This window comes from Sphaerisporangium aureirubrum (assembly GCF_042658925.1).
In the GTDB taxonomy this organism is placed as follows: domain Bacteria; phylum Actinomycetota; class Actinomycetes; order Streptosporangiales; family Streptosporangiaceae; genus Sphaerisporangium; species Sphaerisporangium aureirubrum.
In genome coordinates, this window is sequence record NZ_JBHSRF010000004.1 from 228,977 (window position 1) to 255,144 (window position 26,168).

Below are 26,168 nucleotides of genomic sequence, written 5' to 3' on the forward strand. Positions count from 1 at the left end.
GAGCACCCCTTTCCGTGCTGGAACGAATGCGAGTCTTCAAGCGCGGGTCCTCACGGGGGTATTGCCGCGGTATCACCAGGCGCTTCAGGGGGCGTTGCCCGACACAGGCAACAGGTCAACACTTTCCTCCCAGCCGGACGCTGGCCGAGGGTGGGCGACATGGCGCCAGGTGATCCGCCTGCCGCCCCTTTGTCCCGACGTGCGCGGAGGCGCTGCAATGAATCTGAGAACGAACACCCTCGACATCGCGGAGCCCGTATTCGCCGACGATCACGCGGAGAGGTTCTGGCGTGACGGGTTCGCGGGACCCTTCCCCCTCGACATCGACCCGCGCCGGGTCAGGGACCTCGCGGAGCGGATGGCCGACATCGCCGACGGCCGGCGGCACAGCCCCGTCTACGGCCGCCACTCCCATCGCGACTGGCATCTCGTCGACACCGAGCTGGAGGCACTGCTGACCCAGGAGGCGATCGTCGAGAAGGTCATCCCGATCCTCGGCAAGGACCTGCTGATGTGGCGGTCGAAGATCTTCCACAAGGCCCCGGGCGCCAGTGCGATCGGCTGGCACCAGGAGTGGGGGCTCTTCGACGGCGAGGAGATCGGCAACTCGGTGCCCGCCCTGCGTCCGGCCGCCCCCGAGGAGGGCATCTGGGACCTCACCGTGTGGATCGCCCTGGACGACGTCACCGACGAGAACGGCCCGTTGCAGTTCGCCCCGGGCAGCCAGAACACCAGGGTGCCCTGGAAGAAGGTGCCGATGACCGACTCCGCGTTCTACGACGAGCCGTTCCACGGCCTCGCCAAGGAGGAGATCGTCCGGCGCACCGAGGCGAGCGAGCTGCTGCTGGACATCGAGACGACCGGCTGGCTGGACGGCGTGGACGTCGCCGGGATCAGCCGCGAGCGGCTCGTCGACCACCTCGAAGGCCGTTTCCGCGGCCTGCAGGCCAAGTACACCGACTTCCGCCCCGCGTCCGTCTCGACGGCCACCATGCCCGCCGGGCACTTCGTGATCTTCAGTGAGCGCACCATGCACGGCTCGCCCGCGAACCTCTCCGACCGCCGCAGGACCGCCGTCAACTGCAGGATCACCAAGTCCGACACGCTGGTGTACCCGGGGCGCCTGACCGGTGAGTACGTCGACGGCTCCAACCTCGACGTGCGGGGGCACGAGAGCATCCTCGTCTCCGGCTCGCCGCTGGAGAGCCGCAACGTCTGGCGGCTGCCCGCCGCCTGACGCCGTACGTCCCCGGAATCGCCAGAAACCCGGTGGAGATCTCCTCGATCTCCACCGGGGCGTGGCAGGGGACGAAGCGTCAGGCGATCAGACGTTCCCGCAGCAGCGCCGCGGCCCGCCGCTCGTCGTCGGCCAGCACGGCCGCGTGCAGGCGACGCAGCCCGTGGCCCGGCTCGATGCCCAGCAGGGAGACGAGGACCTCGCGCGTGGCGAGGTAGGTCTCCAGGGCGTCCGCCCGGCGGCCCGACTGGTACAGCGCCAGGATCAGGTACGCCGACAGCCTCTCCCGCGTCGGCTGGTCGGCCACCGCCACCGTCAGCTCGCCCACGAGCTCGGACGCGTGGCCCGTGCGCAGCCGCAGCTCCACGTACTCCTCGTACGTCGACCATCGCAGCTCGTCCAGCCAGGTGCCCCTGGACTGCAGGAAACGGCTGTGGAACCCGGCCAGCGCCGACCCGCGCCACGCCTGGAGCGCCTGCTGGAACACGCGGGCGGCCTCACCCGTCCGCTCGTCGTGGGCGGCGCCGCGGGCGCGGTCGCGCAACCGCTCGAACCGGTGGAAGTCCACCGACTCGTCGTCAAGACTCAACTGGTAGCCCCCGGGGCGGGTGTGGATCAGTGTGTCGTGCCCGAGGGACTCGAACAGGCGCCTCAGCTGCGAGACGCACATCTGGATCTGCTTGTGCGCGGTGGGCGGGGGGTCGTCCTCCCACACCGCCTCCACCAGGCGGTCCACGGCCACGACGCTGTTGGCGTCGAGCAACATGGCCGCCAGCACCGCGCGCTGGCGATAGGACGGCAGCTCGACCGTGTCCCCCTCGGCCTCGATCTCCAGCGGGCCGAGGAGGCGGAACCCGAGGTCCGCGCTCTCGCGCGGCGCCACGGCGGGTGCCGGGGGAGCGGCGTCCGGGTGGCGCGCCTGGTGGTGGTCTCTGGTCGCCGGGCGGAAGCCGCCCCGATGGGCGGGCAGCGTGTGGATCAAGCCCATCAGGCGCCTCCCTTTTCGGCCATACGCCGGCGCAGGCTCAGGGGGCGCATGTCGGTCCAGACCCTCTCGATGTGGGCCAGGCACACGTCCTTCGGACCCTCGACGCCGTCCTTGTGCCAGCCCGAGGGGGGCTCGCGGTCCGCGCGCCAGATGGAGTACTGCTCTTCATCGTTGAGGACGACGCTGTAGATGAGTTCGCCGGACATGGGACTCCTTGTTTCTCTAGAGGGTCACGACGGGGAAGAGCGAGGCGACGGGCGCGTCCGGCCGCTCGGCGACGGCGTCCAGCAGGTCGCCGTACTGGTGGAGCAGCCGCTGGACGGTCGGCTCGTCGAACAGGTCCGTGGCGTAGTACGCCACGCCCTCCATGTGGTCGCCCCGGTCGGTGAGGGCGACCTCAAGGTCGAACTTGACCGCGGGGAACCGCACGGGATGCGGCTGTGCGGTGAGCTCTCCCCAGGTGGCGGGCGCGCCGGGCACGTCCGCCTCCGACAGCGCGAAGGAGAGCTGGAACAGCGGGTTGCGGCTCGGGTCCCGGTGCGGGCTCAGTTCCCTGACCAGCCGGTCGAAGGGCACGTCGCTGCTCGAATAGGCCTCGGCGGCGTGCTCGCGCGCGGCCGTCAGCAGGTCGGCGAAGCCGCGCGCGGGGTCGACGTCGCCGCGCAGCACGACGGAGTTGACGAAGAACCCGGCCACCGGCTCCAGCTCCGGACGGCCGCGGCCCGCCACGGGCGTGCCGACCGCGACGTCGCGGCGGCCGGTGACACCGGCCACCAGCACCTGGAACGCCGTGAGCGTCGTGATGAACGCGGTGGTGCCGTGGCGCCTGCCGAGGTCGAGCAGCCGGTCGCGCCGGCCGGCCGGGATCACGAGGTCCAACTGTGCGCCCCGGCCGCTCGGCCGCGCGGGCCGTGGACGGTCGGCGGGCAGCTCGACCGGCTCCAGGCCGGCCAGGCGGTGCCGCCAGTACTCCAGCTCGGCCTTGAAGCGCGCCCCGTCCTGCTGCTGTCGCTGCCACTCGGCGTAGTCGGCGTAGCGGATGACCGGCTCGGGCAGCTGGGGGCCGCCCGCGTAGAGCGCGGCCAGGTCACGCCACAGGAGCCCGCACGACCAGCCGTCGGTGGCGATGTGGTGGATCACCATCAGGAGGATGTGGTCCTCGCCGCCGCGCCTGACCAGGGTGAAGCGCACCGGCGGCGCGGCCTCCAGGTCGAAGGGGCGCGCCACCTCCCGGTCGACGGTGTCCCGTGCCGCCTCCGGCGACGCGCACTCGGCGATCCGCAGGGGAGGCTCCGCCGCCGGGCGGGTCAGCTGGTACGGCTCGCCGTCCGAGGACGGGTAGCGCGTGCGGAGGATGTCGTGGCGCTCGGCCAGCGCGGCAAGGGCCCGGCGCAGCCGGGGCACGTCGAGCGGCCCGGTGAGCCGGTACGCGGTCGGCACGTTGTAGTCGGGGCGGCCGGGGCGCAGCTGGTCGAGGAACCACAGCCGCTCCTGGGCCGAGGACAGGGGTGCGGGCCGCTCGGGCGAGGTGGTGCGCGTGATCGCGTCCGCATCCGCGTGCCCGCCCGCCGCCAGTCGAGCCATCGCGGGCTCCCCGGCGACGGCGGCGAACCCGGCCACGGTGGGGGCGCGGAACAGCTCCCTGACCGGCAGGTCGACCCCGTGGTCCGAGCGCAGCCTGTTGACCAGGCGCAGGGCGAGCAGGGAATGGCCGCCGAGCTCGAAGAAGCCGTCGTCGACGCCGACCGCGTCCAGGCCGAGGACCTCGGCGAACAGCCCGCACAGCACGCGTTCACCGGCGGAGCGCGGCGGGCGGGAGGTCGTGCGGATCACCGGATCGGGCAGGGCGCGCACGTCGACCTTGCCCTGCGGGGTGACCGGCAGGTCGTCGAGGACCACGAAGGCCGACGGCACCATGTAGCTCGGCAGGTTCTCCCGCAGGTGGTCGCGGACCCGGGTGACCAGCGCGTCCTCGTCCGTGCTCCGGGAGACGAGGTAGGCGACCAGCGTCTTGCCGGCCGTTCGTTCCTCCCTGACCTGCACGGTGGCCTGCGCCACGTCGTCCATCCCGGTCAGCATGGTCTCGATCTCGCCCGGCTCGATGCGGAAGCCGCGGATCTTCACCTGGCGGTCGAGCCGGCCGCCGTACTCCAGCAGCCCGTCGCCGCGGTGGTGGCACAGGTCGCCGGTACGGTACATCCGGCTGCCCGGCTCGCCGTAGGGGTCGGGCACGAACCGCTCGGCGGTGAGCCCGGGGCGGCCGAGGTAGCCGCGGGCCACGCCGACGCCGCCCACGCACAGCTCACCGGGCATGTCGACCCCGGCGAGCCCGCCGAACTCGTCGACGACGTACGTCCTGAGCCCCTCCATGGCCGTGCCGAGCGGCACCGGGTGCGTGACCGGCGCGTGGACGGGGTGGCAGGTGGCGAAGGTGGTCGTCTCGGTGGGGCCGTACCCGTTCACCACGGATCCCGGGCCCCCCGCCTCCACCGCGCGCGCGACCGCGGTGGTGGAGGCGGCCTCGCCGCCGGTCCACAGCTGCCGCAGCCGGGTCACGACGTCGGGGTGCTCCTGCACCATCATGTTGAACAGCGCCGTGGTCATGAACGCCGCGGAGGCGTTCTCCTCGACGATGACGCGGTAGAGGTCCTCGATCTCCCGGGTGGGCGGTGGCACGACGACGCACCCGCCGCGCAGCAGCGGGACCCACATCTCGAAGGTGGTGGCGTCGAAGGCGAGCGGGGAGTGCAGCAGGACCCGCTCGACGACCTCGGGCGTCCAGCGGGAGTCCGCGGTCAGGCCGATGACGTCCTCGTGGGTCACCGCGACGCCCTTGGGGGTGCCGGTGGACCCGGAGGTGTACATGACGTAGGCGAGCTGGTCCCCGCTCACGACCCCGGCGACCTCGACGTCCGTCCCGCGGCCCGCCTCGATCGCCTCGCCGACGAGGAGCGCTCGCACGTCCCCGCACCCCTCGACCTCCGCGGCCCGTTCCGCGGTGTCCACCAGCACGGTGCGCACCCCGCACTCGGCCAGGATGGCGGCCATGCGGGCCGGCGGGTAACGCGAGTCGAGCGGCACGTAGGCGCCCCCGGACCTGACCACACCCAGCATCGCGGCCACCGAGCCGGCCCCGTGGTCCATCAGGAGGCCCACGCCGGACTCCCAGCCGCCGCCGCGCGCCGCCAGCGCCCGGGCGAGTGCGCCGGTACGTTCGTCGAGCTCGCGGTAGGACAGCCGTTCGCCGCCGTCGATCACCGCCGGAGCATCGGGGTGGGCGGCCACCTGCCAGGCGAACGCCTCGGCCAGGGTGGCGGGGAGCGGGCCGAGGGCGGTGTGCGCCGCCAGCAGCCCGGCGCGCTCCCGTTCCCCGACGACCCGCAGCGAGCCGAGCCGGCGGCCCGGGTGGGCGGCGGCGTCGCGCAGCAGCAGGACCAGCCGGTCGGCGAGGCGCTCGACGGTGGCGCGGTCGAACAGGTCGGTCGCGTACTCGACCGTCGCCTCCAGCGGCCCCGGTTCGCCGTCCTCGGTGAAGCGCGGGATCACGGTGAAGGTGAGGTCGAACTTGGCGGCCTTGGCGTCGGCGATGGACCAGTCCCCGGTCAGCCCCTCGATGCGCAGGTCGGCGTCGGAGGTGTTCACCAGGCTCAGCGCCACCTGGAAGAACGGGTGGTGGGACAGGCTGCGCGCGGGGTTGAGCCGCTCCACCAGCAGGTCGAACGGCACGTCCTGGTGGGCGTAGGTGGACTGCCACCCCTCGTGGACGCGGGCCAGGAGCTCCTCGAAGGTCGGGTCGCCCGAGGTGTCGGTGCGGAGCACCACCGTGTTAACGAAGAAGCCGACCAGGTCGTCCAGCACGCCGTCGGGCCGGTCGGCCACCGGGCTGCCGACGACGACGTCCTCGCCCGAGCCGAGCCGCGTGAGCAGCCCCGCGAGCCCGGCGTGCAGCACCGCGAACAGGGTCGTCCTGCCCGAGCGGGCCAGCGCCTCCAGGTCCCGGCGCAGGCCGGCGGGGAGCTCGAAGCGCACGACGTCGCCGTCGCGGCCCGGCACGGCGGGACGCGGCCGTCCGGTGGGCAGGCGCGACCCGTCGGGGACGCCCGCGAGCCTTTCCCGCCAGAAGTCCAGCTGCTCGCCGAACACGTCGTCCCCGTCGTCGAGGATCTCGCGCTGCCAGGCGCAGTAGTCGCGGTACTGCACCGGCAGCGGCGGCAGCGAGGGCTCGGCCCCGGCCGTCCTGGCCGCGTACGCGCGCGAGAGGTCCCTGGTCAGCGGCGCGAGCGACCAGCCGTCCGCGCTGATGTGGTGGAGGACGAGGACCAGCACCGACCGCTCCGGCGCGCGGACGAGCGCGGCACGGATCGGCAGCTCGCGCCGCAGGTCGAACGGCATCCGGATCAGGCGGGTGACCGTCGCGTCCAGCTCGCCGGGCGCGCAGCCGGCGACGGTGAGGCCGACGTCCCATTCGCCCGCGCCGAGGACACGCTGGTAGGGCGCGTCGCCGTCGCCGGCGAAGACCGTGCGCAGGCTCTCGTGCCGCTCGACGACGTCCGTGAGCGCCAGGCGCAGGGCGCCGGCGTCCGGCTCGCTCGTCAGCGTGAAGACCAGGGGGATGTGGTACGAGGGATCGGCGCCCTCGTCCATCTGGTTGAGGATCCACAGGCGGCGCTGGGCGTGGGAGAGCGGGATGCGGTCCTGCCGGGGCCTGGCCCTCAGTATGTGCGCGGCGGGCCGGGCCTCGGGGAGGCCGTCGAGCCGGGCGGCGAGCGCGGCGGCGGTCGGCGTGTCGAACAGCTCGGCGGCGCGCAGCCGCAGCCCCGACGTGGCCGCGATCCGGGCGGTCACCCGGGCGGCGAGAAGGGAATGCCCGCCGAGCTCGAAGAAGTCGTCGCCGACGCCGACCGCGTCCAGGCCGAGGACCTCGGCGAAGGTCCGGCAGATCAGCTCCTCGGCCGGCGTGCGCGGCGCGCCGCCCGCGCGCGCGGGCGGCGTCGCGGGCAGCGCCTTGACGTCCAGCTTGCCGTGCGGGGTGAACGGCAGCCTGTCGAGGACCACGCAGCGCGCGGGCACCATGTACGCGGGCAGCCGTTCGCGCAGGTGGGCCAGCAGCTCACGGCTCCACGCGTCCCACCGCTCGCCGCCGCCCGCGTTCCGGCGGGGCACGACGTAGGCGACGAGGGTCTTGTCGCCGGCCGGGTCCTCCCTGGCGACCACGGCGACCCGGGCGACGTCGTCCCGCTCGGCGAGCTGGTTCTCGATCTCCCCGAGCTCGATGCGGAAGCCGCGGAGCTTCACCTGGTTGTCGCGGCGCCCCACGAACTCCAGCAGGCCGTCCGCGCGGCGGCGCACGATGTCCCCCGTGCGGTACATGCGGCCGCCGTCCGCGGCGACGGGATCGGGGACGAAACGCTCGGCGGTCAGCCCGGCCCGCGCCCGGTAGCCGCGGGCGACGCCGGTCCCGCCGAGGCACAGCTCGCCCTCCTCGCCCACCGGCACCTGCGCCATGGCCTCGTCCATCACGTACGCCCGGACGCCTTCCATCTCCGCCCCGATCGGGACGGGGTTGCCGATCTCGTCGGGCACGACGTGGAAGGTGGCGAAGATCGTCGCCTCGGTCGGCCCGTAGACGTTGACGACCGTCCCCGGGGCGCAGCCCTCGCGGGCCCTGCGGACGGCGGCGGGCGAGGCCGCCTCGCCGCCCATCCAGACCTGGCCGATGGTGGCGAACGCGCCCGGGTACTCCTCGGCGATCACGTTGAACAGCGACGTGGTGACGAAGGCGCAGGTGACGCCTTCCCCTGTGATGAGCTCGCTCAGCACGCCCGGGTCCGCCTCCCCCGGCGGGGCGACGACGGCGCAGCCGCCGCGCAGCAGCGGGACCCACATCTCGAACACCGAGGCGTCGAAGCTCAGCGGGGAGTAGAACAGCACGCGCCGGTCGAGGCCGCCGGACCAGCAGGAGTCCTGGGTGAAGGTCACCAGGTCGCGGTGGGCGATCTCGACGCCCTTGGGCACGCCGGTCGACCCCGAGGTGTAGATCACATAGGCCAGCTGCGAAGGAACGACGGCCGCCTGGAACGGGCCGGAGCCCCGGGGGATCTCGGGATACGCCGTGACCTGTACGGTGTCGCCGAACAGCGCCCGCAGCTCGGCGGCGCGGCCGGCGGTGTCCACGATGACCCGATTGAATCCGCACTCCTGCGCGATGGTCCGGATCCGCGCGGACGGCGAGCGGACGTCCAGCGGGACGTAGGCGCAGCCGGCCTTGACCACACCGACGATCACGGTCACGACGTCGGTGCCCCGCTCCATGAGGACGCCCACCGGTTCCTCGGGGAGCGCGCCGTCGCCGGCCAGGAACCGGGCGACCCCGCTCGCCGCCTGGTTGAGCTCGGCGTAGGTGACGTTCAGGCCGCGGCAGGTGAGCGCGATGTCGTCACCGTGCTCACGCACGCGGGCGGCGAAGAGGTCGATCAGGTTGTCCGGTTCGACTGACTCGTATGGCACGGTTACTCCCCCGGTCACGTCGGTGTGCCTTCAACGTTCCCTTGGGGGTGGTCGCCGTGAGAAGTGTTGACCTGTTGCCTCTTGCGCAACAAAACCCGTTATTCGGGCCTGATGTAGACCATGTTGATCGGCGTGATCCCCTCGCCGTTCACCGGGGAATGGCCCCTCGACCAGGCTGTGAGCCGGTCCAGCGCGGCCCCGCGCTCCGCGTCCGTCTCCTCCTCGGCGGCCTTCTCCGCGGCGAACGCGGCGTCGAGCTCACCGAGCACGTACCTGCCGGTGTCGTCGCAGTGGGCGAGGTGGACGTCGACCAGGCTCTCCAGCGCGCGCCGGGTGCGTCGCCCCGGCCAGCCGCTCATCTCCGAGGCCGCCGCCGCGCCCACCCCGAGCGGCACCAGGCCGAGCAGCCGGAACATGCGCGCCGCGTCGCCGTCCAGGTCCTGGTAGGAGCGTTCGAGCGCCGCGCGCACCGAAAGGGTGGTGTCGTCGGTGTCGGACAGCAGGTCGAGGCGGGTGGAGGGGTCGCTCATGTCCCGCGCGAGGTCGCGCGCACGCCGGGAGGTGGACAGCAGGAACCCCGCGATGCGCAACGCGAGCGGAACCCGGCCGCACTGCCGCGCCAGCAGACGGGTGGTGGCGGCCTCGTCCTCACAGGCCCCGGCGGCCATGGACTGCAGCACGTCCACCGCGTCCTTCGCCGCGAGCGGGTCCAGCTGGAGGCTGGCCGCCATGTCCCGCACCGTGAGCGCCTTGAGCCGGCGGCGGCTGGTGACGAGGACGGTGCAGCCCGGACCGTTGGGCAACAAGGGCTGCACCTGCCGGGAGTTGACCGCGTTGTCGAGGACCATGAGGATCTGGCGCCGCGCGGTGAGCGTCCGCAACAACGCGGCACGCTGGTCCAACCCCTCCGGCACGCTCGCCGGCTCGGTCCCGAGCGCGGTGAGGAACCCCTCCAGTACCTGCTCGGACGCGACGGGCTCCACCTCGACCGAATATCCCTGCAGGTCGGCGAAGAGCACGCCGTCCTCGAACGACTCCGCCACCCGGTGCGCCCAGCACTTGGCCAGTTCCGTCTTCCCGACCCCGGCGTCACCCTCGATGCTGACGACCATTCCGGTGGCCGTGGTCCTGGACCTCTCCAGGCGGTTGTCGAGAAACCGGAGCTCCTGGTCGCGCCCGATCAGCCGGTCGGTCCCCCTCGGCACCTGCGCCGGGAGCACCAGCCTCTGCCGGTTGATCAGGACGTCCTGGGCCAGGGCGATCAGCTCGCCGTTGGCCGCGAGCTGCCGGTCGCAGATCTGCGCCATCTGGAGGGTCGGGCTGGCCAGGCCGTTCTCGATCCTGCTCATCCACCCCGGGCTGTAGCAGACCAGCCGCGCGAGCCTGCGTAGGGAGAACCCCGCTTCTTCTCGTTTCCTGCGGAGCGTCTGGCCGAATGTGCTGGTGGATCCCATTGTCCACGGCCCTTTCGGTGGTGCGGGTGAGCAGGCACCATTCCCAGGTTCCCCAGAGGCCGCGAGATAGGCGAAATGACGGTAAAAACCACACTTTATGACAACCCAAATCAAAGACCCTTACGTCCGAAACTCCCTGGTCCCGGGGCTGTCGATCTGCCGCCAGGTCTTCCTCCCGGCCACCGGCACCATTGTGGTGACGAAACAAAGCACCGCCGTCAACACGACCAACGGCGTGAATCCCAACGCCACCACACTCACCCCCGCCAGCAGACTCCCCACCGGCATTCCCGCGAAAGCCGCCCCCGTGGCCACCCCGAATACCCGGGCGTGCAGCCGCTCGGGAACCCGGTCGTACATCACCGCGCTGATGATCGGATTCGCCGCCGCCAGCCCGAGCCCCGCCAGGAACATGACCCCGGTGACGAAGACGACCGAATCACTCAACGCGAGCGCGAGAAACCGAGGCGCCCCCCCGATGAGAAACCCGACGGTCAGCACGGTCAGCCGCGGCATCCGATGCGCGAACGCGACCAGCCCCACGTTCCCCGCCAGCGCCCCCAGCGCGAACGCCCCACTGCACAACCCCAGAGCGACCGGCGACCCCACGACCTGCTGCGCCCACACCGGGATGAACACCGACAACGCCGCGGTGTCGAACAGGTTGATCGCGAACATCATCACCACGATCGCGAGCATCAGCCTGTCCCGCCGCAGATACCGGATCCCGTTCCCCAGCGCCGTCAGATAAGGCTCCCGTTCCTCGGCCACCCCGCCGGCCCGCACGGTCACCCAGATGATCAAGGCGCACAACGCGAAGGACGCCGCATCCAGGAAGATCACCCCCGGCGCTCCCATCCAGACGATGAGCACCCCCGCCACCGGCCCGCCGACCAGCGCCCCGAACCGCGCCACCCCGTCGTACAACGCCGTGGCCCGAGCCATCTCCAGCCCGCTGCCCTCCACCGCCGCCGGTAACAACACCCTCTTGGCGATGTCACTGACCCCCCGCCCCGCCCCCACCACCACGACAAGCCCGGCCAACACCCAGATCCCCAGGTGATAAAGCACGGGAATGGCGGCCATGGCCACGAAACTCACCAGGTCTGCCACGACGGAGGCCCGCCGCCCCCCCACCCGATCGACCAACGGCGCCCCGAACATCCCCGCCACCACATACGGCACCGTCTCCAGCGCCGCCACCAGCCCCGTGAGCGCCGGACTCCCCGTAGTCGTCAAAACCAGCCAAGGCAACGCCACCAGCGACATCCGGCTGCCCGTGATGGAGATGGCCTCGGCTGTCAGGTATCCGGCCAGTGCGGTTCGACGCGCCATCCGAGCCTCTCCATCACCGGAATGTCGGTTCCGCACGATTCTGAGCCACTCAGAGCAACTTAAACAACGCCCAGTCCACCGCCCCGCTTCGGCGAGTCGCCCTCCGTATGGCTGTGTAACGGATCGGGGGACATTGCGGCTACACGCGTAGGAAAGGTGGGTTTCGCTGCGATTGGGAGGTTGACTGCGCAAGGATGAGCCCTCAGAAAGGGCCCGCCACGTGCGCGTCGGCACGCCGGGGAGCTGTCCTCCCGGGTGAGACGATCATCGTGGCGTGACCACCGCTCGGTAGTAAGCAGGAGGTTCGGGTGACGGCTGCTGCCGCGCACCGGTCAGGCCGTACGGCCGTACCACCCGGTGTGGTGGCGCGGGTGGTACTGGGGGCCGTTCTGGTGGTGAACCTCCTGATCGTGGAGCTGCTGTTCTTCACGTCAGGGGGCGGGAAGAACTCCGTGCTGACCGTCGCCAAGTTCTTCGGGCTGCACGTCGCCCTGATCATGATGTTGCAGCTGACCCTGGTGGCGCGGCTGCCGTGGCTTGACCGGCGGATCGGCATGGACCGGCTCACGTCCTGGCATCGCTGGGTCGGCTTCTCGCTGCTCTGGACGGTCGTCCTGCACGCGACCTTCATCGTGGTCGGGTACGCGACGCTCGACGGCAAGCCGGTGGGGCGGACCTTCCTGAGCCTCGCCGCGGTGCCCGCCTCGCTGCTCGGCATGTGCGCCGCCGCGATCATCATCGCGATGGCGACGGTGTCGGTGCGGTACATCCGGCGCCGCCTGCGGTACGAGACCTGGCACGCGCTCCACATGCTGATGTATCTCGCCCTCCTGCTCGGCCTGGTGCACCAGTTCCTGGAAGGCACCACCTTCACCGCCTCCGCTCTGTCGACCGCCTACTGGTGGGCCCTGTGGGCGTTCGTGGTCGTCTCCCTCATCGTCGGCCGGATCGTCGTGCCGCTGCGGCGCAACGCGTACCACCAGCTCCGCGTCTCCGCCGTCGTACCGGAATCCGACAACGTCGTCTCGGTCCACGTCACCGGCCGCCACCTCGACCGCCTGCCCGCCCGCGCCGGCCAGTTCTTCATCTGGCGCTTCCCCGGCCACAACCACTGGACCCGCGCGAACCCCTTCTCGCTGTCCGCCGCCCCCGACGGCCGCACCCTGCGCCTGACCGCCAAGGCCGTGGGCGACACGAGCACCGGCCTGCGCCACCTCCCCGTCGGGACCCGGGTCTTCGCCGAGGGCCCCTACGGCGCCTTCACCACCCTCCACCAGGTCAAGGACGCCACCCTCCTCATAGCCGGCGGCGTAGGCGTGACCCCCATCCGCGCGCTCCTCGAAGAATCGACGGGCTCGACCGTCGTCCTCTACCGAGTCCAGACCGCGGCGGACGCCGTCCTCCTCCCGGAGCTGCAGGCCCTGGCCCAGTCCCGAGGCGCCCAGCTGCACGTCCTGACCGGCCGCACCGGCGCCGGCACCCCGCCCAACACCCCCTTCGCCCCGGACGACCTCCTGGCCCTGGTCCCCGACATCACCGACCGGGACGTCTACGTCTGCGGCCCCCCGGCCATGACCACGGCCGTCCTGAAGACCCTCCGCACCCTGAAGGTCCCCCGCGCACAGATCCACGCCGAAAAGTTCAGCCTCGCCTGACGGACCTCAGCCGGCGAGCATCTCCTCGGAGACCCGCCAGAGCCGGTCGGCGATCTCCGGGTCGACGGCGTACGCCGCGTAGCCGCGCCGTGGCCCGGTTCCCGAGTAGGGGCCGGCCTCGGCGCAGTCCTCGAAGTAGCGGCCGGTGACGCCGTCGAGAAGGGGGGACGTCGCGACCAGGACCGTGGTGGCGGCGCCCTGTTCGACGGTCTTGCCTCCCGGTCTGCCGGTGCCGACCATGAGCTGGTCGAAGGCCTCGTCGGTGAAGTTGCGGACGATGTTGGTGCGGACCACTCCCGGCATCACCGCGTTCACGGTGATGCCGTCGGCCGCCCACCGGGCGGCCGCACCCACCGCGAAGAGCACGTTGGCGGTCTTGGACTGGGCGTAGCCGAGCATCGGCTCGTACTCGCGGTGCAGGAAGTTGATGTCCTCGAAGACGACGGGTGAGCGCAGGTGCGCCGCCGAGCTGAGCACCACCACACGGCCGCCGCGGGAGGCCAGCGCCCCGTGCAGGCCCGTGGTCAGGGTGAAATGGCCCAGGTGGTTGGTGGCGAACTGCAACTCCCAGCCTTCGGGAGTGCGGCTCAGCGGGGTCGCCGCGATACCGGCGTTGTCGACGAGGATGTCGAGCGGTCCGGTCCATCCGGCGCAGAAGTCACGGGCCGAGGCCTGCTCGGAAAGGTCGAGGTGCGCGACGGCGACCCTGCCGCCGATCTCGTCGGCGGCCTTGACCCCGGCGTTCATGTTCCGCACGGCCAGGACCACCTCGGCCCCCGCGCCGGCCAGCGCCCGGGCGGCCTCCAGGCCGATCCCGGACGAGGCGCCGGTGACGACGGCGCGTCTGCCACGCAGATCGATGCCCTCGATGACCTCACTCGCCGTGGAATCTGCCCCGAAAGGCGTGGTAGCGGTCATCTGTCGACGCTAACGAACGCCCCGTTAAGCGCAGGGAGATCGAAAGGGGGTCACTCGCCCTGCTTCAGGTCCTGGCGCCAGCGGCCGGGGGGACGGCCGTGGTGGCGGCGGAACGCGGCGGCGAAGGCGTACGGGGAGGCGTAGCCGGTGAGATCGGCGATCTGGGCGAGGGTCAGGTCGCCGGTGCGCAGGTGGTCTCGGGCGAGGGTCATGCGCCAGTCGGTCAGGTACCGCATGGGGGCCTGGCCGAGTGCCTGCTGGAAGCCGCGGGCGAACGACGCCCGGGACAGGCCGCTGAGCGCGGCCAGCTCGGACACCGTCCACGGGTGGGCGGCGTCGGCGTGCATGGCGCGCAGCGCGGGGCTCAGCCTGGGGTCGGCCGAGGCGCGGAACCAGCGGGGAGCGCCGGCGCCGCGCTGGAAGCAGGTCCGTATGGCGTACACGAGGAGGATGTCCAGCAGCCGGTCGAGCACGGTCGGATGGCCGGGCGCGGGGGCGGCCAGCTCGCGGGACAACAGGCCGACGACGTCGCGCAGGGGATCGTCGACGGCCGCGGACAGCGGGAGGATCGGGGGGAGCGCGTCGATCAGGCCCTGGCCGATGTCCCCGGAGAACCGGTAGGCGCCGCACATGAACACCGCCGCGCGGTGATCGCCCGAGCGTTCGTCGTGCTCGTGACGCGCGTGGAACCGCTCCAGCGGCAGGCAGGCGGCGCCCGCCTCGTGGGCGATGTGGTGGTCGGGTCCACCGCGGACGAGCGCGACGTCGCCGGGGGCGAGCTCGACCGCCGCACGCGGATCGTCCAGCCACAGCCACGCGCGCCCCTGGACGACGGTGTGCACCGCCATCTGGATGTCACCGGGCAGGCGCAGCCCCCACGGCGGGCAGGCCACCGACCGGGCGAAGACCGCGCCGGACGCGCGCGCCCTGGCCAGATGGTCTTGCAGGACGTCCACAGGCTGAGTGTCTCGCGTAAACAAATCGAGCGTCAAGCGCATTGAACGTCTCATCTCACAGCCGGATGATCGTGTCCATGACCAAAACCACCAAGAACGTCCTCGTACTCGGCGGCACAGGGAAGACCGGTTCGAGAGTCGCGAGCAGGTTGACGGAACTCGGGCTGACGGCCCGCAGGGCGGCGCGCGGCGGGCCGGACGTGCGGTTCGACTGGGACGACACGACCACCCACCGTCCCGCCCTCGACGGCGTGGACCGTGTGTACCTCGTGGCGCCCGTCCAGCGTGTGGACTTCGCCCCCGCGGTGTCGTCCTTCCTGGACCTCGCGGAGACCGCCGGCGTGCGCCACGTCACCTACCTCAGCGCGTACGGCGTGAACCACGCTCCGCCTGAGGCGGCCCACCGGGCCGTCGAACTCGACCTCATGGCCCGGAGCGGCTTCACCTACTCGATTCTGCGCCCCTCGTGGTTCATGCAGAACTTCAGCGAGACCTTCCTGCGGCCGGTCGAGGACGTGCTCGACATGCCGACCGGCGACGGAACCGAGGCCTTCGTGGACGCCGAGGACATCGCCGCCGTCGCCGCCGCCACGCTCGCGGACCCGGCCGCCCACGCGGGCGCCGAGTACGCCCTCACCGGCCCCGAGGCGATCACACTGGCCGGCGTCGCCGGCATCATCTCCGGCGTCACCGGCCGTCCGATGAGGCACGAGAACAACCCGGACACCTGGCTGGCCCGTTCCGGCGCCTCGGCCGAGTACACGGAGGTGCTGCTCTTCCTGGCCGGCAACATCGCCTCCGGCCGCGACGCCCGGCCGTGCGACGACATCCAGAAGGTCACCGGACGCCCCGCGGGCGACTTCACGGCCTACGCGCGACGCACCGCGCACGCCTGGAGCACATGATCCGGAGGGCCGCTCAGCTCGCCCCGGAACTCGAACCGGTCGGTGATGTCCAGCCGTGGTTCCTGGCGGGCGAGAGGAGAGTCAAGGCGATGGGACATGATGCTCTCGCATCTCCGTTCGGCGGCCCGTGCTCGGGCGCCCCGGGGATGGTTCGCGCCTTGATTTAACATGGCCGGAAAACTTCAGGAGGGTGGGGACCGCATGGGCAGGCCTGAGCGCAGGACAGTGCGTGACGTACGGCGCGGGAATCAGGCCATGCTCCTGCGGGCCCTGTACTTCGGCGGGCCCGCCAGCCGCAACGACCTGTGTGAGGCGACGGGGCTGAGCAGCGCCACGGTCAGCACCATGACGGGGGAGCTGCTCGGCGACACCGTCCTGGTCGAGGCGGGTCACGTGGACTCCGACGGGGGCCGTCCGCGGGTGCTGCTGCGGGTGAACCCCGATTACGGCTACGTGGTCGGCGTGGACGTGGGCGAGACGCAGGTGCGGGTCGAGCTGTTCGACCTGGACATGACCGAGCGCGCCCGCGCGCTCTACGCGGTCCACTCCGCCCGCCACGACCCCGAGCTCGTCGCGCGGCACATCCTCGCGGGCATCGACACGGTGATCGGCGAGGGCGGCGTCTCCCCGGGCCAGGTGCTCGGCGTCGGCGTCGGCGTCCCCGGCATCGTGGAGCCGGGGCCGGACGCGCTCGTGCAGGCCAAGACCTTCGGCTGGGAGGCGGTCCCGCTGGGCACTCTGCTGCGGGCCGGCACGTCGCTGCCGCTGTACGTGGACAACGGCGCCAAGACGATGGGCCAGGCCGAGCTGTGGTTCGGCACGGGCCGCGGCACCAGCGACACCGTCGTCATGCTGATCGGCTCGCGCGTCGGCGGCACGATCGTCACCGACGGCGGCATCTACCGCGGCGCCGGGCACGCCGCGGGCGAGATCGGGCACCTGAAGATCGTCACGGGCGGGCGGCTGTGCAAGTGCGGCGGGCGCGGCTGCCTGGAGGCTTACGTCGGGGCCGAGGCGATCCTGGACCGCGCCGGCGTCGTGGCCGACTCCGCGGAGGAGGAGGCGGCGCTGGCCCGCCTGCTGGCGACGGGCTCTCCCGTCCTCGACGAGACCGTCGAGCTGCTCGGCGTGGGCCTGTCGAACCTGATCCACCTGTTCAACCCCGAGCGCATCGTGATCGGCGGGTGGGCCGGCCTGATGCTGGGGGAGAGCCGGCTGCTGGAGATCCGCGCGGCGACGGCGGCGAACACCCTGCTCCAGCCGTACAAGACCGCCTCCATAATGCTGGGCCGCCTCGGCCCGGACGCGGTCGCCATGGGCGCGGCGACTTTGGTGATCGAGCAGTTCCTTCGCGATGCCAGGTTTCCCGCTTCTGTCGGCACTATGTCATAAAAGTTAAATTAAGCATTGACACTACCCCCTGCGCATGTGCACTCTCATGCGAGAGAGCGCTCTCCACACCTCCGTCACTCCTGTGGCGCACCCCCGTCGTGAGGAGAAGCAGTGCACGTGTCCCGGAGCTCCGGCAGGCGCACCCTGTCAGGAACTTTTCTCGCCCTCATCGCTTTATTCGCATCGTGCCTGGTCGCAGGGCCCGCGGCAGCCGCCGACGTGCTGCTGTCGCAAGGCAGGCCGGCCACCGCGTCGTCCGCCGAGAACGCGGGCACCGCCGCCTCGGCCGCCGTGGACGGCAACACCGGCACCCGCTGGTCCAGCGCCTTCAGCGACCCGCAGTGGATCCAGGTCGACCTCGGCGCGAGCGCCACCATCAGCCAGGTCGTGCTCCGCTGGGAGGCGGCCTACGGCAGAGCCTTCAAGATCCAGGTCTCCGGCGACGCGGCCGCCTGGACCGACGTCTACTCCACCACCACCGGCACCGGCGGCACGCAGACCCTCGCCGTCTCGGGAACCGGCCGTTACGTCCGCATGTACGGCACCACCCGCGCCACCGGCTACGGCTACTCGCTGTGGGAGTTCCAGGTGTACGGCAGCACCGGCGGCAGCGACCCGAACCTGCCGGGCGGCGGCGACCTCGGCCCCAACGTGATCGTCTTCGATCCGTCCATGGCGGGCGCCACCATCCAGAGCAGGCTGAACTCCGTCTTCGCCACCCAGGAGTCCAACCAGTTCGGCACCCAGCGGTACGCCCTGCTGTTCAAGCCGGGCAGCTACAACGTCAACGCCAACATCGGCTTCTACACCTCCATCGCGGGCCTCGGCCGCAACCCCGACGACGTCACCATCAACGGCGGCGTCACCGTCGACGCCGGCTGGTTCAACGGCAACGCCACGCAGAACTTCTGGCGCTCGGCGGAGAACCTGTCGATCACGCCGACCGGCGGCGAGAACCGCTGGGCCGTCTCGCAGGCGGCGCCGTTCCGGCGGATCCACGTGCGCGGCAACCTCAACCTCGCGCCCTCCGGGTACGGCTGGGCCAGCGGCGGCTACATCGCCGACAGCAAGATCGACGCCACGGTGGGCCCGTACTCCCAGCAGCAGTGGCTCACCCGTGACAGCCAGATCGGCGGCTGGACCAACGGCGTGTGGAACATGGTGTTCTCCGGCGTCGTGGGCGCCCCCGCGCAGAGCTTCCCGAACCCGCCCTACACCACCATCGCCCAGAGCCCGGTGACCCGGGAGAAGCCCTACCTCTACGTCGACTCCGCCGGCGCCTACAACGTCTTCGTCCCCTCGCTGCGCCAGAACACCAGCGGCACGAGCTGGTCGGGCGGGTCCACCCCCGGCACGTCCCTCCCGCTCAGCAGGTTCTACGTCGCCAAGCCGTCCGACAGCGCCGCCACCATCAACCAGGCGCTCGCCCAGGGGCTGAACCTGCTGTTCACGCCCGGCGTCTACCGCGTCAACCAGACGATCAACATCACCCGTCCGGACACCGTCGTCCTCGGCGTCGGCTACCCGACGCTGATCCCCGAGAACGGCGTGATCCCGATGTCCACCGCGGACGTGGACGGCATCAGGATCGCCGGCGTGCTCTTCGACGCCGGCTCGGTCAACTCGCCGGTGCTGCTGCGGGTGGGCCCGGACGGCTCCTCGGCCGGGCACGCGTCGAACCCGATCTCCCTCCAGGACGTCTTCTTCCGGATCGGCGGTGCCCAAGCCGGGCGGGCGACCACCAGCCTGGTGGTGAACAGCCACAACACGCTGATCGACCACATCTGGGCGTGGCGCGGCGACCATGGCACCGGCGTGGGCTGGACCACCAACCCCGCCGACACCGGCCTGATCGTCAACGGCAACAACGTGACGGCGTACGGCCTGTTCGTCGAGCACTACCAGAAGTACCAGGTCATCTGGAACGGCCAGGGCGGCCGCACCATCTTCTTCCAGAACGAGATGCCCTACGATCCGCCGAACCAGGCCGCGTGGATGAACGGCAGCACGCGGGGCTACGCCGCCTACAAGGTGGCGAACTCGGTGACCAGCCACGAGGCATGGGGCCTGGGCGCCTACTGCTACTTCAACGTCAACCCGTCGGTCGTGGCGGAACGCGGCTTCGAGTCGCCCACCGCGTCCGGCGTGCGGTTCCACGACCTGCTCACCGTCTCCCTCGGTGGCAACGGGACCATCGCGCACGTGATCAACAACACCGGCGGCCCCGCCCAGGGCACCGCCACCGTCCCGGTCAACATCGTCAGCTACCCCTGACCCCCGGGCACGGCGCACACGGGTAGGGCGCGCCGGCGGCGTATCACGACGCCGGCGCGTCCCCACCGTCGCGGGCGGGCCGCGACAGCGGTCCGCCCGTCCCGGGCCGGTTCCCCGCCGCGTACGGCGGCCGGTCAGGACGTACGAACACGGCGATCACGGCGCGGAACACGGTTTCGCCTTCCTCGACGAGGAGCTCCCCCCATGAAAGTGACGCCCCATCTCCCCTTCAGGCTCTCCTTCCCCGCCGCGCTGTTCACCGCGCTGGCACTGGCGGTGACCTGCATGGTCGCCCTGCCCGGTCAGTCCCGCGCCGCCGCCGCGTGCGGCACGGCCGACGCCGCGCAGGGCAGGCCCGCCACCGCCTCCTCCACCGAGAACGCCACCTTCCCCGCCTCGGCCGCCGTGGACGGCAACGCCGGGACGCGCTGGTCCAGCGCGTTCAGCGATCCGCAGTGGATCCAGGTGGACCTCGGCTCGGTCCAGTCCGTCTGCCAGGTCGTGCTGAGCTGGGAGGCGGCCTACGCCCGCGCCTTCCGGATCGAGGTGTCCGGCAACGGCTCGTCCTGGACCTCGATCTACTCCACGACCACCGGCGCCGGCGGCACCCAGACCCTCGGCGTCACCGGCTCGGGCCGCTACATCCGCGTGTACGGCACCACACGCGCCACCGTCTACGGCTACTCGCTGTGGAGCCTCACCGTGCGCACCGAGGGCGGCACCGGCCCGACGCCGACCCCGACGCCCACGGCGCCGGACGCGTTCTGGGGCGACACCGCCTCCATCCCTCCCGCGCGCAACGTCGTGATGGTGAAGATCCTCAACCGGACCAACGGCCGGTACCCGGACTCGCAGGTGTACTGGAGCTACAACGGCCAGGTGCACTCGATCGCCGAGCAGCCCTACTTCGACATGCCGGCCAACACCGCGGGCCGCATGTACTTCTACGTCGGCTCCCCGAACAGCCAGTACTACGACTTCATCGAGTTCACCGTCGGCCCCGCGGTGTTCAACGGCAACACCACCCGCGTGGACGCGTTCGGCCTGAAACTCGCGATGCGGCTGCACGCCCGCGACGGCTACGACGTGGCCGTGGGCGAGGACTACTCGATCTTCGCCGAGTCCCGCGAGGCGACGTTCCAGCGGTTCGTCAACGAGGTGCCCACCGAGTTCAAGCCGCTGGCCCAGGTGCAGGCCCCGTACCGGATCCCGGCGCCGGGCAGCGCGGCGATCTTCCAGCCCGGCGGCCAGTACGCGAACTACTTCACCGGCTACGCGGCGCAGAACGGCGTCAACGCCACCACCTCGCAGGTCACCGGCTGCGCCGGGCCGCTCTCGGAGGCGCCCAAGCTGTGCGCGGCGCTGAACCGCCACGTCGCCGGGCTCTCCGACGCCCAGCAGTCCGACCCCGCCCAGTACTACCGGGCCGCCCCGGCCAACTACTACTCCAAGTTCTGGCACGACCACGCGCTCGGCAAGCGGGCCTACGGCTTCCCCTACGACGACTACGCCGACCAGTCGTCGTTCATCTCGCACGGCAACCCCCAGTACCTGCTGGTCGCCGTCGGCTGGTAGCCGGCCGGACACACGGGAGAATCCATGACACACGTCCTTTCGCGGCGTCGCCTCCCGCTCACCGTGCTGACGGTGATGCTGGCGCTGGTCGCGAGCGTCCTCGCGGTGCCCCCGCGGCCCGCGTACGCCGCGCCGGTCCTGCTCTCGCAGGGCAAGCCCGCCACGGCCTCCTCCGCCGAGAACGCCGGCACCCCCGCCTCGGCGGCGGTGGACGGCGACGCCGGGACGCGCTGGTCGAGCGCGTTCGCCGACCCGCAGTGGCTCCAGGTCGACCTCGGGGCCACCGCGACGCTCAGCCAGGTCACCCTGAGCTGGGAGGCCGCGTACGCCACCGCGTTCAAGATCCAGGTCTCGTCGGACGGCTCGTCCTGGACCGACATCTACGGCACCACGGCCGGGCCCGGTGGCACGCAGAACCTGACCGTCACCGGGACCGGGCGGTACGTGCGGATGTACGGCACCGTCCGGGCCAACGGGTACGGCTACTCCCTGTGGGAGTTCCAGGTCTACGGCACCACGTCCACCGACCCGCCGCCCCCGCCGGGCGGAACGCCGATCTCGGCCTACAAGCAGGTGACGGCGTCCTCCTACGAGGGCGGCAACGCTCCGGCGGCGGCACTCGACGGCCGCACGACCACCCGCTGGTCCAGCCAGTTCTCCGCCGACCAGTGGCTGCGCGTCGACCTCGGCGGCGCCGGACGCGTCACCGGCGTCACCCTCAACTGGGAGTCCGCCTACGCCACGGCCTACCGCATCGAGGTGTCGGCCAACGGCACCACCTGGACGACCGTCTACTCCACGACCACCGGCAGGGGCGGCGTCGAGAACCTGACCGTCACGGGCACCGGCCGTTACGTCCGCTTCGTCGGGACGACCCGGGCGACCGGCTACGGCTACTCGCTGTGGGAGTTCCAGGTCTTCGGCACCGTCGACTCGGCGGCGACGACCCCGCCGCTGCTGTCCCCGCCCACCAGAGCCCCGGCGACGACCGGCCAGTTCGCGCTGTCCGCCCCCGCCGACCGGGCCATGGTCACCGACACCCGGCGGCCCGCGCTCTCGTGGGCGGCCGTCTCCGGCGCGGCCCGGTACGAGGTCTGGCTGAACGTCAGCCGCGGCGACTACGACTTCGCCGCCTCGGGCAGGCTGCTCGACCTCTACACCAAGGTCGCCGAGACCACCGGCACCGCTTACACGCCGACCTGGGACATCGCCGACCGGTGGACCTACCGGTGGTACGTCGTCGCGGTGAGCGGCTCGGGCACCAGGACCACCTCCAACATCCGCACCTTCAGCCTGTACCTGCCCGACATCGAGCAGGTCGCCGACGGCGTCAACATCGTCAACGGCGCCCGCGACCTGAACAGGAACGGGGCGATCGAGCCGTACGAGAACTGGCGGCTGCCGGTCGAGACCCGGGTGAGCGACCTCCTCGGCCGGATGACCGCCGAGGAGAAGGCGTACCAGCTGTTCTACAACTCCCAGGTCTACCCGCTGTCGGGCTGGCACTTCGGCCCGGCGCAGCCCGGCGACCTGCACAACGTGCTGCTGGCCGCCTCCGGGACCCGGCTCGGCATCCCGCCGGTCTCGGCCGGCGACACCATCGCCGGGTACCAGACCACCTTCCCGTTGCAGAGCGCGCTCGCCGCGGCGAAGAACTACGCGCTCGACTACAAGCTCGGCGACATGCAGCGCCGCGAGGAGCTGGAGGTCGGGGCGCGCGGCGTCCTCGGCCCGCTCGCCGAGGTCGGCACCAAGGTCCTCTACCCGCGCATCCAGGAGGGCAACGGCGAGAACGCCGACGTCGCGGCCGCCCAGGTGCGCGCGCTGGTGGCCGGGCTCCAGGGCGGCCCCGAGCTCAACCCCGCCTCGGTGCTGGCCACCGTCAAGCACTGGCCGGGCGAGGGCGCGGGCGGCGAGGCCGGGATCACCTACGACGCCGTCACGATCAAGTACCACATGATCCCGTTCCGGGCGGCGATGGACGCCGGCGCGGTGAACATCATGCCGGGCTACGCCGGGAGCTCCTACCTCGACCCTGGCGGCTCCGGGGCGGGCGACAGCGCTCCGATCCTCGCCTACCTGCGCAACAACCTCGGCTACACCGGTCTCATCACCACCGACTGGCTGCCGTCCGGCGTCTGGATCAAGGCGGCCAACGCCGGCTCCGACGTGATGGGCGGCGCTGACCCCGGCGCGGCCGGCTTCACCATGGCGAGCTTCGTGGCAGGAGTCCCGATCGCGCGGATCAACGACGCGGTGACCAGGGTCCTGCGCCTGAAGTTCACCCTGGGCGTGTTCGAGCGCCCGTACGGCGACCCGGTGAACGGCCCCTACCGGTTCCACCAGCCGTCCTACGTGGCGCTCGCCAACCAGGCGGCCCGCGAGTCCAACACGCTGCTGAAGAACAACGGCGTCCTGCCGATCCGGCTCAGGGCGGGCGACAACGTCGTCGTCGCCGGCCCCCGGGCCACCGACGGCACGGCCTGCTGCATCTGGACCAGCTACTTCCACCAGGAGCACGGGTCGCGCACCCTGCTGGAGGCGGTCAGGGCGCGGGCGGCCACCGCCGGCGTCAACGTCTACCAGGACACCGGCCCGGCACCCAAGCTGGCCGTCGTGGCCGTCGGCGAGCCGACGTACACGCACGGCACCGCCTGGGTGAAGGAACGGCCCCAGTTGCCGCCCGACCAGCTCGCGATCATCCAGAACTTCAAGAACCAGGGGATCCCGGTGGTCGTGGTCCTGACCCTCCCGCGTCCCACGGTGATCACCGAGTGGAACGGCCTCGCCGACGCCATCGTGGTGACCTACCGCGGCGGCGAGGAGGTCGGCCCCGCCACGGCCTCCCTGCTGTTCGGCGACTACACGCCGAGCGGCCGGCTCCCCTGGCAGCTGCCGCGGAGCCTCGACCAGATCCTCAGGGCCGGCGGCGGCGACGTCCTGGCCGACGCCGTCGAAGACTGGAACATCCCCTACGACCTGGGCGCGACCGCCGCCCAGCGCACGGAGATCCGCGCCCGCATCGACGCGGGCCAGACCGTCCCCACCACCTACGGCACCCCCCTCTACCCCTACGGCGCCGGCCTCCAAGGCTGGTCCTGACCCCGATCTCCGTCCGCCGCGCGCGCCCCCGGGCCTCCGCGGCGGTCGGAGATCACCCCTGATGTGGCTCCCGGCCATCGCCGATAGCGGCCGGGAGTCATCGCGGACCTTGGCTCCCGGCCATCGCCGATAGTGGCCGGGAGCCGGGTCCGTCACGTTCGTATGGAGAGCTGATCGCCTCGGTACGAATCCAGGTCGGGAAGGATTCGCGGCGGACCGGCCGCGCACGGCAGAAGATCATCGCCAGTGCTGAACGTTTCAGCTCGGAGCCGGTCTCGCACGGTGCGATCGGATGCCCGTTAGGGCAGATGAAGGCCCGCCGGGCGGCGCGCGGGCGGGGGATCGGGCCGGGGGCCGTACCTTGACGCGGATCGGCCGCATCGTATTGGCTCCGCGCACCACCACGTCTCGCCAGAGAAATGCCAGCGAACTATTTGTGAACGCTAACACCGGTCGGGGCCCCGCGCGTACGTCGGAGCCGAACCCCCGGGTACGCCACCCGCGGGGAGGCACGCGACGCCACCGAGTCATGCCTCCTTCAAGGATGGAGCGCCTCTTCAAGTTAGCGCTCACTATTCGAGTCCGGCGCGACCGGCCCCGTCGTGACCGTCCGCGACACCTCCTACGACTGCTCGCTCGCCCGGCCTCGCCCACGGCCTCCGGCTTCACCGCGAACGACAGCACCACCCCACCACCCGCACCAACTCCTGACAGCCGCTGAACGAAAAGATGAGGAGCACACCCATGCGCCTGCCCTGGCGAACGCGGACACCGCGCCGCTCCGCCGTCACACCGACGGCGCCGTCCCGATCAGCCGTACGCCGCGGCTTCGCGATCATCACGATCCCGATCCTGCTGGCGGCGGCCGGGCTCCTGGCCACGCAGCCCGCGCAGGCGGCCGTGGCCTGCCGGGTCGACTACACCATCAGCTCGTCGTGGCCGGGTGGCTTCGGCGCCAACGTCACCATCAACAACCTGGGTGACGCGGTCAACGGCTGGCGGCTGACCTGGACCTTCGGGGCCGGTCAGCAGATCTCCCAGATGTGGAACGCCACGCCCTCCCAGTCCGGTTCGTCGGTGACCGCGACCAACGCCGCCTACAACGCGTCCATCCCGTCCGGAGGTAACACCGCCTTCGGGTTCAACGCTTCGTGGAACGGCTCCAACCCGGCGCCCACCTCGTTCTCCCTGAACGGCGTGGCCTGCACCGGCACTCCCGGAACCCCGACCGTGACGCCGACCGTGACTCCCACCGTGACGCCGACCGTGACGCCGACCGTGACGCCGACGGTGACCCCCACCGTGACGCCGACCGTGACCCCCACCGTGACGCCGACCAGTTCGTGTCCTCTTCCGTCGTCCTACCGCTGGACGTCGACAGGCGCACTGGCGCAACCGAGGTCGGGATGGGTCTCGCTCAAGGACTTCACCGTCGCCCCCTACAACGGCCAGCACCTGGTCTACGCGACGACGCACGACACGGGAACCAGGTGGGGTTCGATGAACTTCAGCCTCGTCTCCAACTTGTCCCAACTGGGCTCGGCCACCCAGAACGCGATGTCGTCGTCCACCGTCGCACCGACACTGTTCTACTTCGCTCCCAGGAACATCTGGGTGCTCGCCTACCAGTGGGGCAGTTCCGCGTTCTCCTACCGGACCTCGAGCAACCCCACCAACGCCAACGGCTGGTCGGCGGAGCAGCCGCTCTTCACCGGCAGCATCTCCGGCTCCGGCACCGGCCCGATCGACCAGACCCTCATCGGTGACAGCTCGAACATGTACCTGTTCTTCGCCGGCGACAACGGCAGGATCTACCGGGCCAGCATGCCCATCGGGAACTTCCCGGGCAACTTCGGCTCGACGTCCACGG

The 26,168-nt window shown here is 71.4% G+C and carries 15 protein-coding genes; 8 read left to right on the plus strand and 7 right to left on the minus strand.

Annotated elements, in window-relative coordinates; genetic code table 11:
- Positions 1–217 precede the first annotated feature (217 nt).
- Positions 218–1,237: a phytanoyl-CoA dioxygenase family protein gene (locus tag ACFP1K_RS04845; protein ID WP_380747267.1), complete on the plus strand. Its 1,020-nt coding sequence runs from the start codon at positions 218–220 to the stop codon at positions 1,235–1,237.
- A 79-nt stretch (positions 1,238–1,316) separates the two neighbouring features.
- On the opposite strand, the gene ACFP1K_RS04850 is transcribed toward ACFP1K_RS04845, so the two are convergent.
- The 5 genes from ACFP1K_RS04850 to ACFP1K_RS04870 all read right to left on the minus strand — a co-directional run bounded on the left by ACFP1K_RS04850 (position 1,317) and on the right by ACFP1K_RS04870 (position 11,521).
- On the minus strand, positions 1,317–2,225 hold the full coding sequence (locus ACFP1K_RS04850) for an AfsR/SARP family transcriptional regulator (protein WP_380747269.1): 909 nt from the start codon (positions 2,223–2,225) through the stop codon (positions 1,317–1,319).
- Entirely contained in the window at positions 2,225–2,431 is a 207-nt protein-coding gene (locus tag ACFP1K_RS04855; protein ID WP_380747271.1) for an MbtH family protein, read from the minus strand. The genes ACFP1K_RS04850 and ACFP1K_RS04855 overlap by 1 nt, the downstream gene beginning before the upstream one ends.
- 16 nt (positions 2,432–2,447) lie before the next feature.
- On the minus strand, positions 2,448–8,732 hold the full coding sequence (locus tag ACFP1K_RS04860) for an amino acid adenylation domain-containing protein (protein WP_380747273.1): 6,285 nt from the start codon (positions 8,730–8,732) through the stop codon (positions 2,448–2,450).
- Between the two features lie 98 nt (positions 8,733–8,830).
- Positions 8,831–10,186 carry a helix-turn-helix domain-containing protein gene (locus ACFP1K_RS04865; RefSeq protein WP_380747275.1) on the minus strand — a complete coding sequence of 452 codons (1,356 nt, stop codon included), beginning with the start codon at positions 10,184–10,186 and terminating at the stop codon, positions 8,831–8,833.
- A 120-nt stretch (positions 10,187–10,306) separates the two neighbouring features.
- Positions 10,307–11,521 carry an MFS transporter gene (locus ACFP1K_RS04870; protein ID WP_380747277.1) on the minus strand — a complete coding sequence of 405 codons (1,215 nt, stop codon included), beginning with the start codon at positions 11,519–11,521 and terminating at the stop codon, positions 10,307–10,309.
- A 308-nt stretch (positions 11,522–11,829) separates the two neighbouring features.
- Here ACFP1K_RS04870 and ACFP1K_RS04875 point away from each other — a divergent pair, with 308 nt between their 5' ends.
- Positions 11,830–13,176: a ferredoxin reductase family protein gene (locus tag ACFP1K_RS04875; RefSeq protein ID WP_380747279.1), complete on the plus strand. Its 1,347-nt coding sequence runs from the start codon at positions 11,830–11,832 to the stop codon at positions 13,174–13,176.
- Between the two features lie 6 nt (positions 13,177–13,182).
- On the opposite strand, the gene ACFP1K_RS04880 is transcribed toward ACFP1K_RS04875, so the two are convergent.
- The gene (locus ACFP1K_RS04880; protein WP_380747281.1) at positions 13,183–14,094 is read right to left on the minus strand and encodes an SDR family NAD(P)-dependent oxidoreductase; all 912 of its coding nucleotides are present in this window, start codon (positions 14,092–14,094) and stop codon (positions 13,183–13,185) included.
- Positions 14,095–14,144: 50 nt separating this feature from the next.
- Positions 14,145–15,050, minus strand: a complete 906-nt coding sequence (locus tag ACFP1K_RS04885; protein ID WP_380747283.1) for an AraC family transcriptional regulator — start codon at positions 15,048–15,050, stop codon at positions 14,145–14,147.
- Between the two features lie 77 nt (positions 15,051–15,127).
- On the opposite strand from ACFP1K_RS04885, the gene ACFP1K_RS04890 reads away from it, so the two are divergent.
- From ACFP1K_RS04890 to ACFP1K_RS04915, 6 genes are all read left to right on the plus strand, one after another.
- Positions 15,128–15,955, plus strand: coding sequence for an NmrA family NAD(P)-binding protein (locus ACFP1K_RS04890; RefSeq protein ID WP_380747285.1), 828 nt, complete (start codon positions 15,128–15,130; stop codon positions 15,953–15,955).
- Positions 15,956–16,210: 255 nt separating this feature from the next.
- Positions 16,211–17,347, plus strand: coding sequence for an ROK family protein (locus ACFP1K_RS04895; RefSeq protein ID WP_380747287.1), 1,137 nt, complete (start codon positions 16,211–16,213; stop codon positions 17,345–17,347).
- Between the two features lie 219 nt (positions 17,348–17,566).
- Positions 17,567–19,621, plus strand: coding sequence for a galactose-binding domain-containing protein (locus tag ACFP1K_RS04900; RefSeq protein ID WP_380747289.1), 2,055 nt, complete (start codon positions 17,567–17,569; stop codon positions 19,619–19,621).
- Between the two features lie 204 nt (positions 19,622–19,825).
- Positions 19,826–21,196 carry a beta-1,3-glucanase family protein gene (locus ACFP1K_RS04905; protein ID WP_380747291.1) on the plus strand — a complete coding sequence of 457 codons (1,371 nt, stop codon included), beginning with the start codon at positions 19,826–19,828 and terminating at the stop codon, positions 21,194–21,196.
- A 24-nt stretch (positions 21,197–21,220) separates the two neighbouring features.
- On the plus strand, positions 21,221–24,298 hold the full coding sequence (locus tag ACFP1K_RS04910; RefSeq protein ID WP_380747293.1) for a discoidin domain-containing protein: 3,078 nt from the start codon (positions 21,221–21,223) through the stop codon (positions 24,296–24,298).
- A gap of 744 nt (positions 24,299–25,042) precedes the next feature.
- Positions 25,043–26,168, plus strand: a 1,126-nt coding sequence (locus tag ACFP1K_RS04915) for a non-reducing end alpha-L-arabinofuranosidase family hydrolase (RefSeq protein WP_380747295.1), incomplete at its 3' end; no start/stop codon positions are given.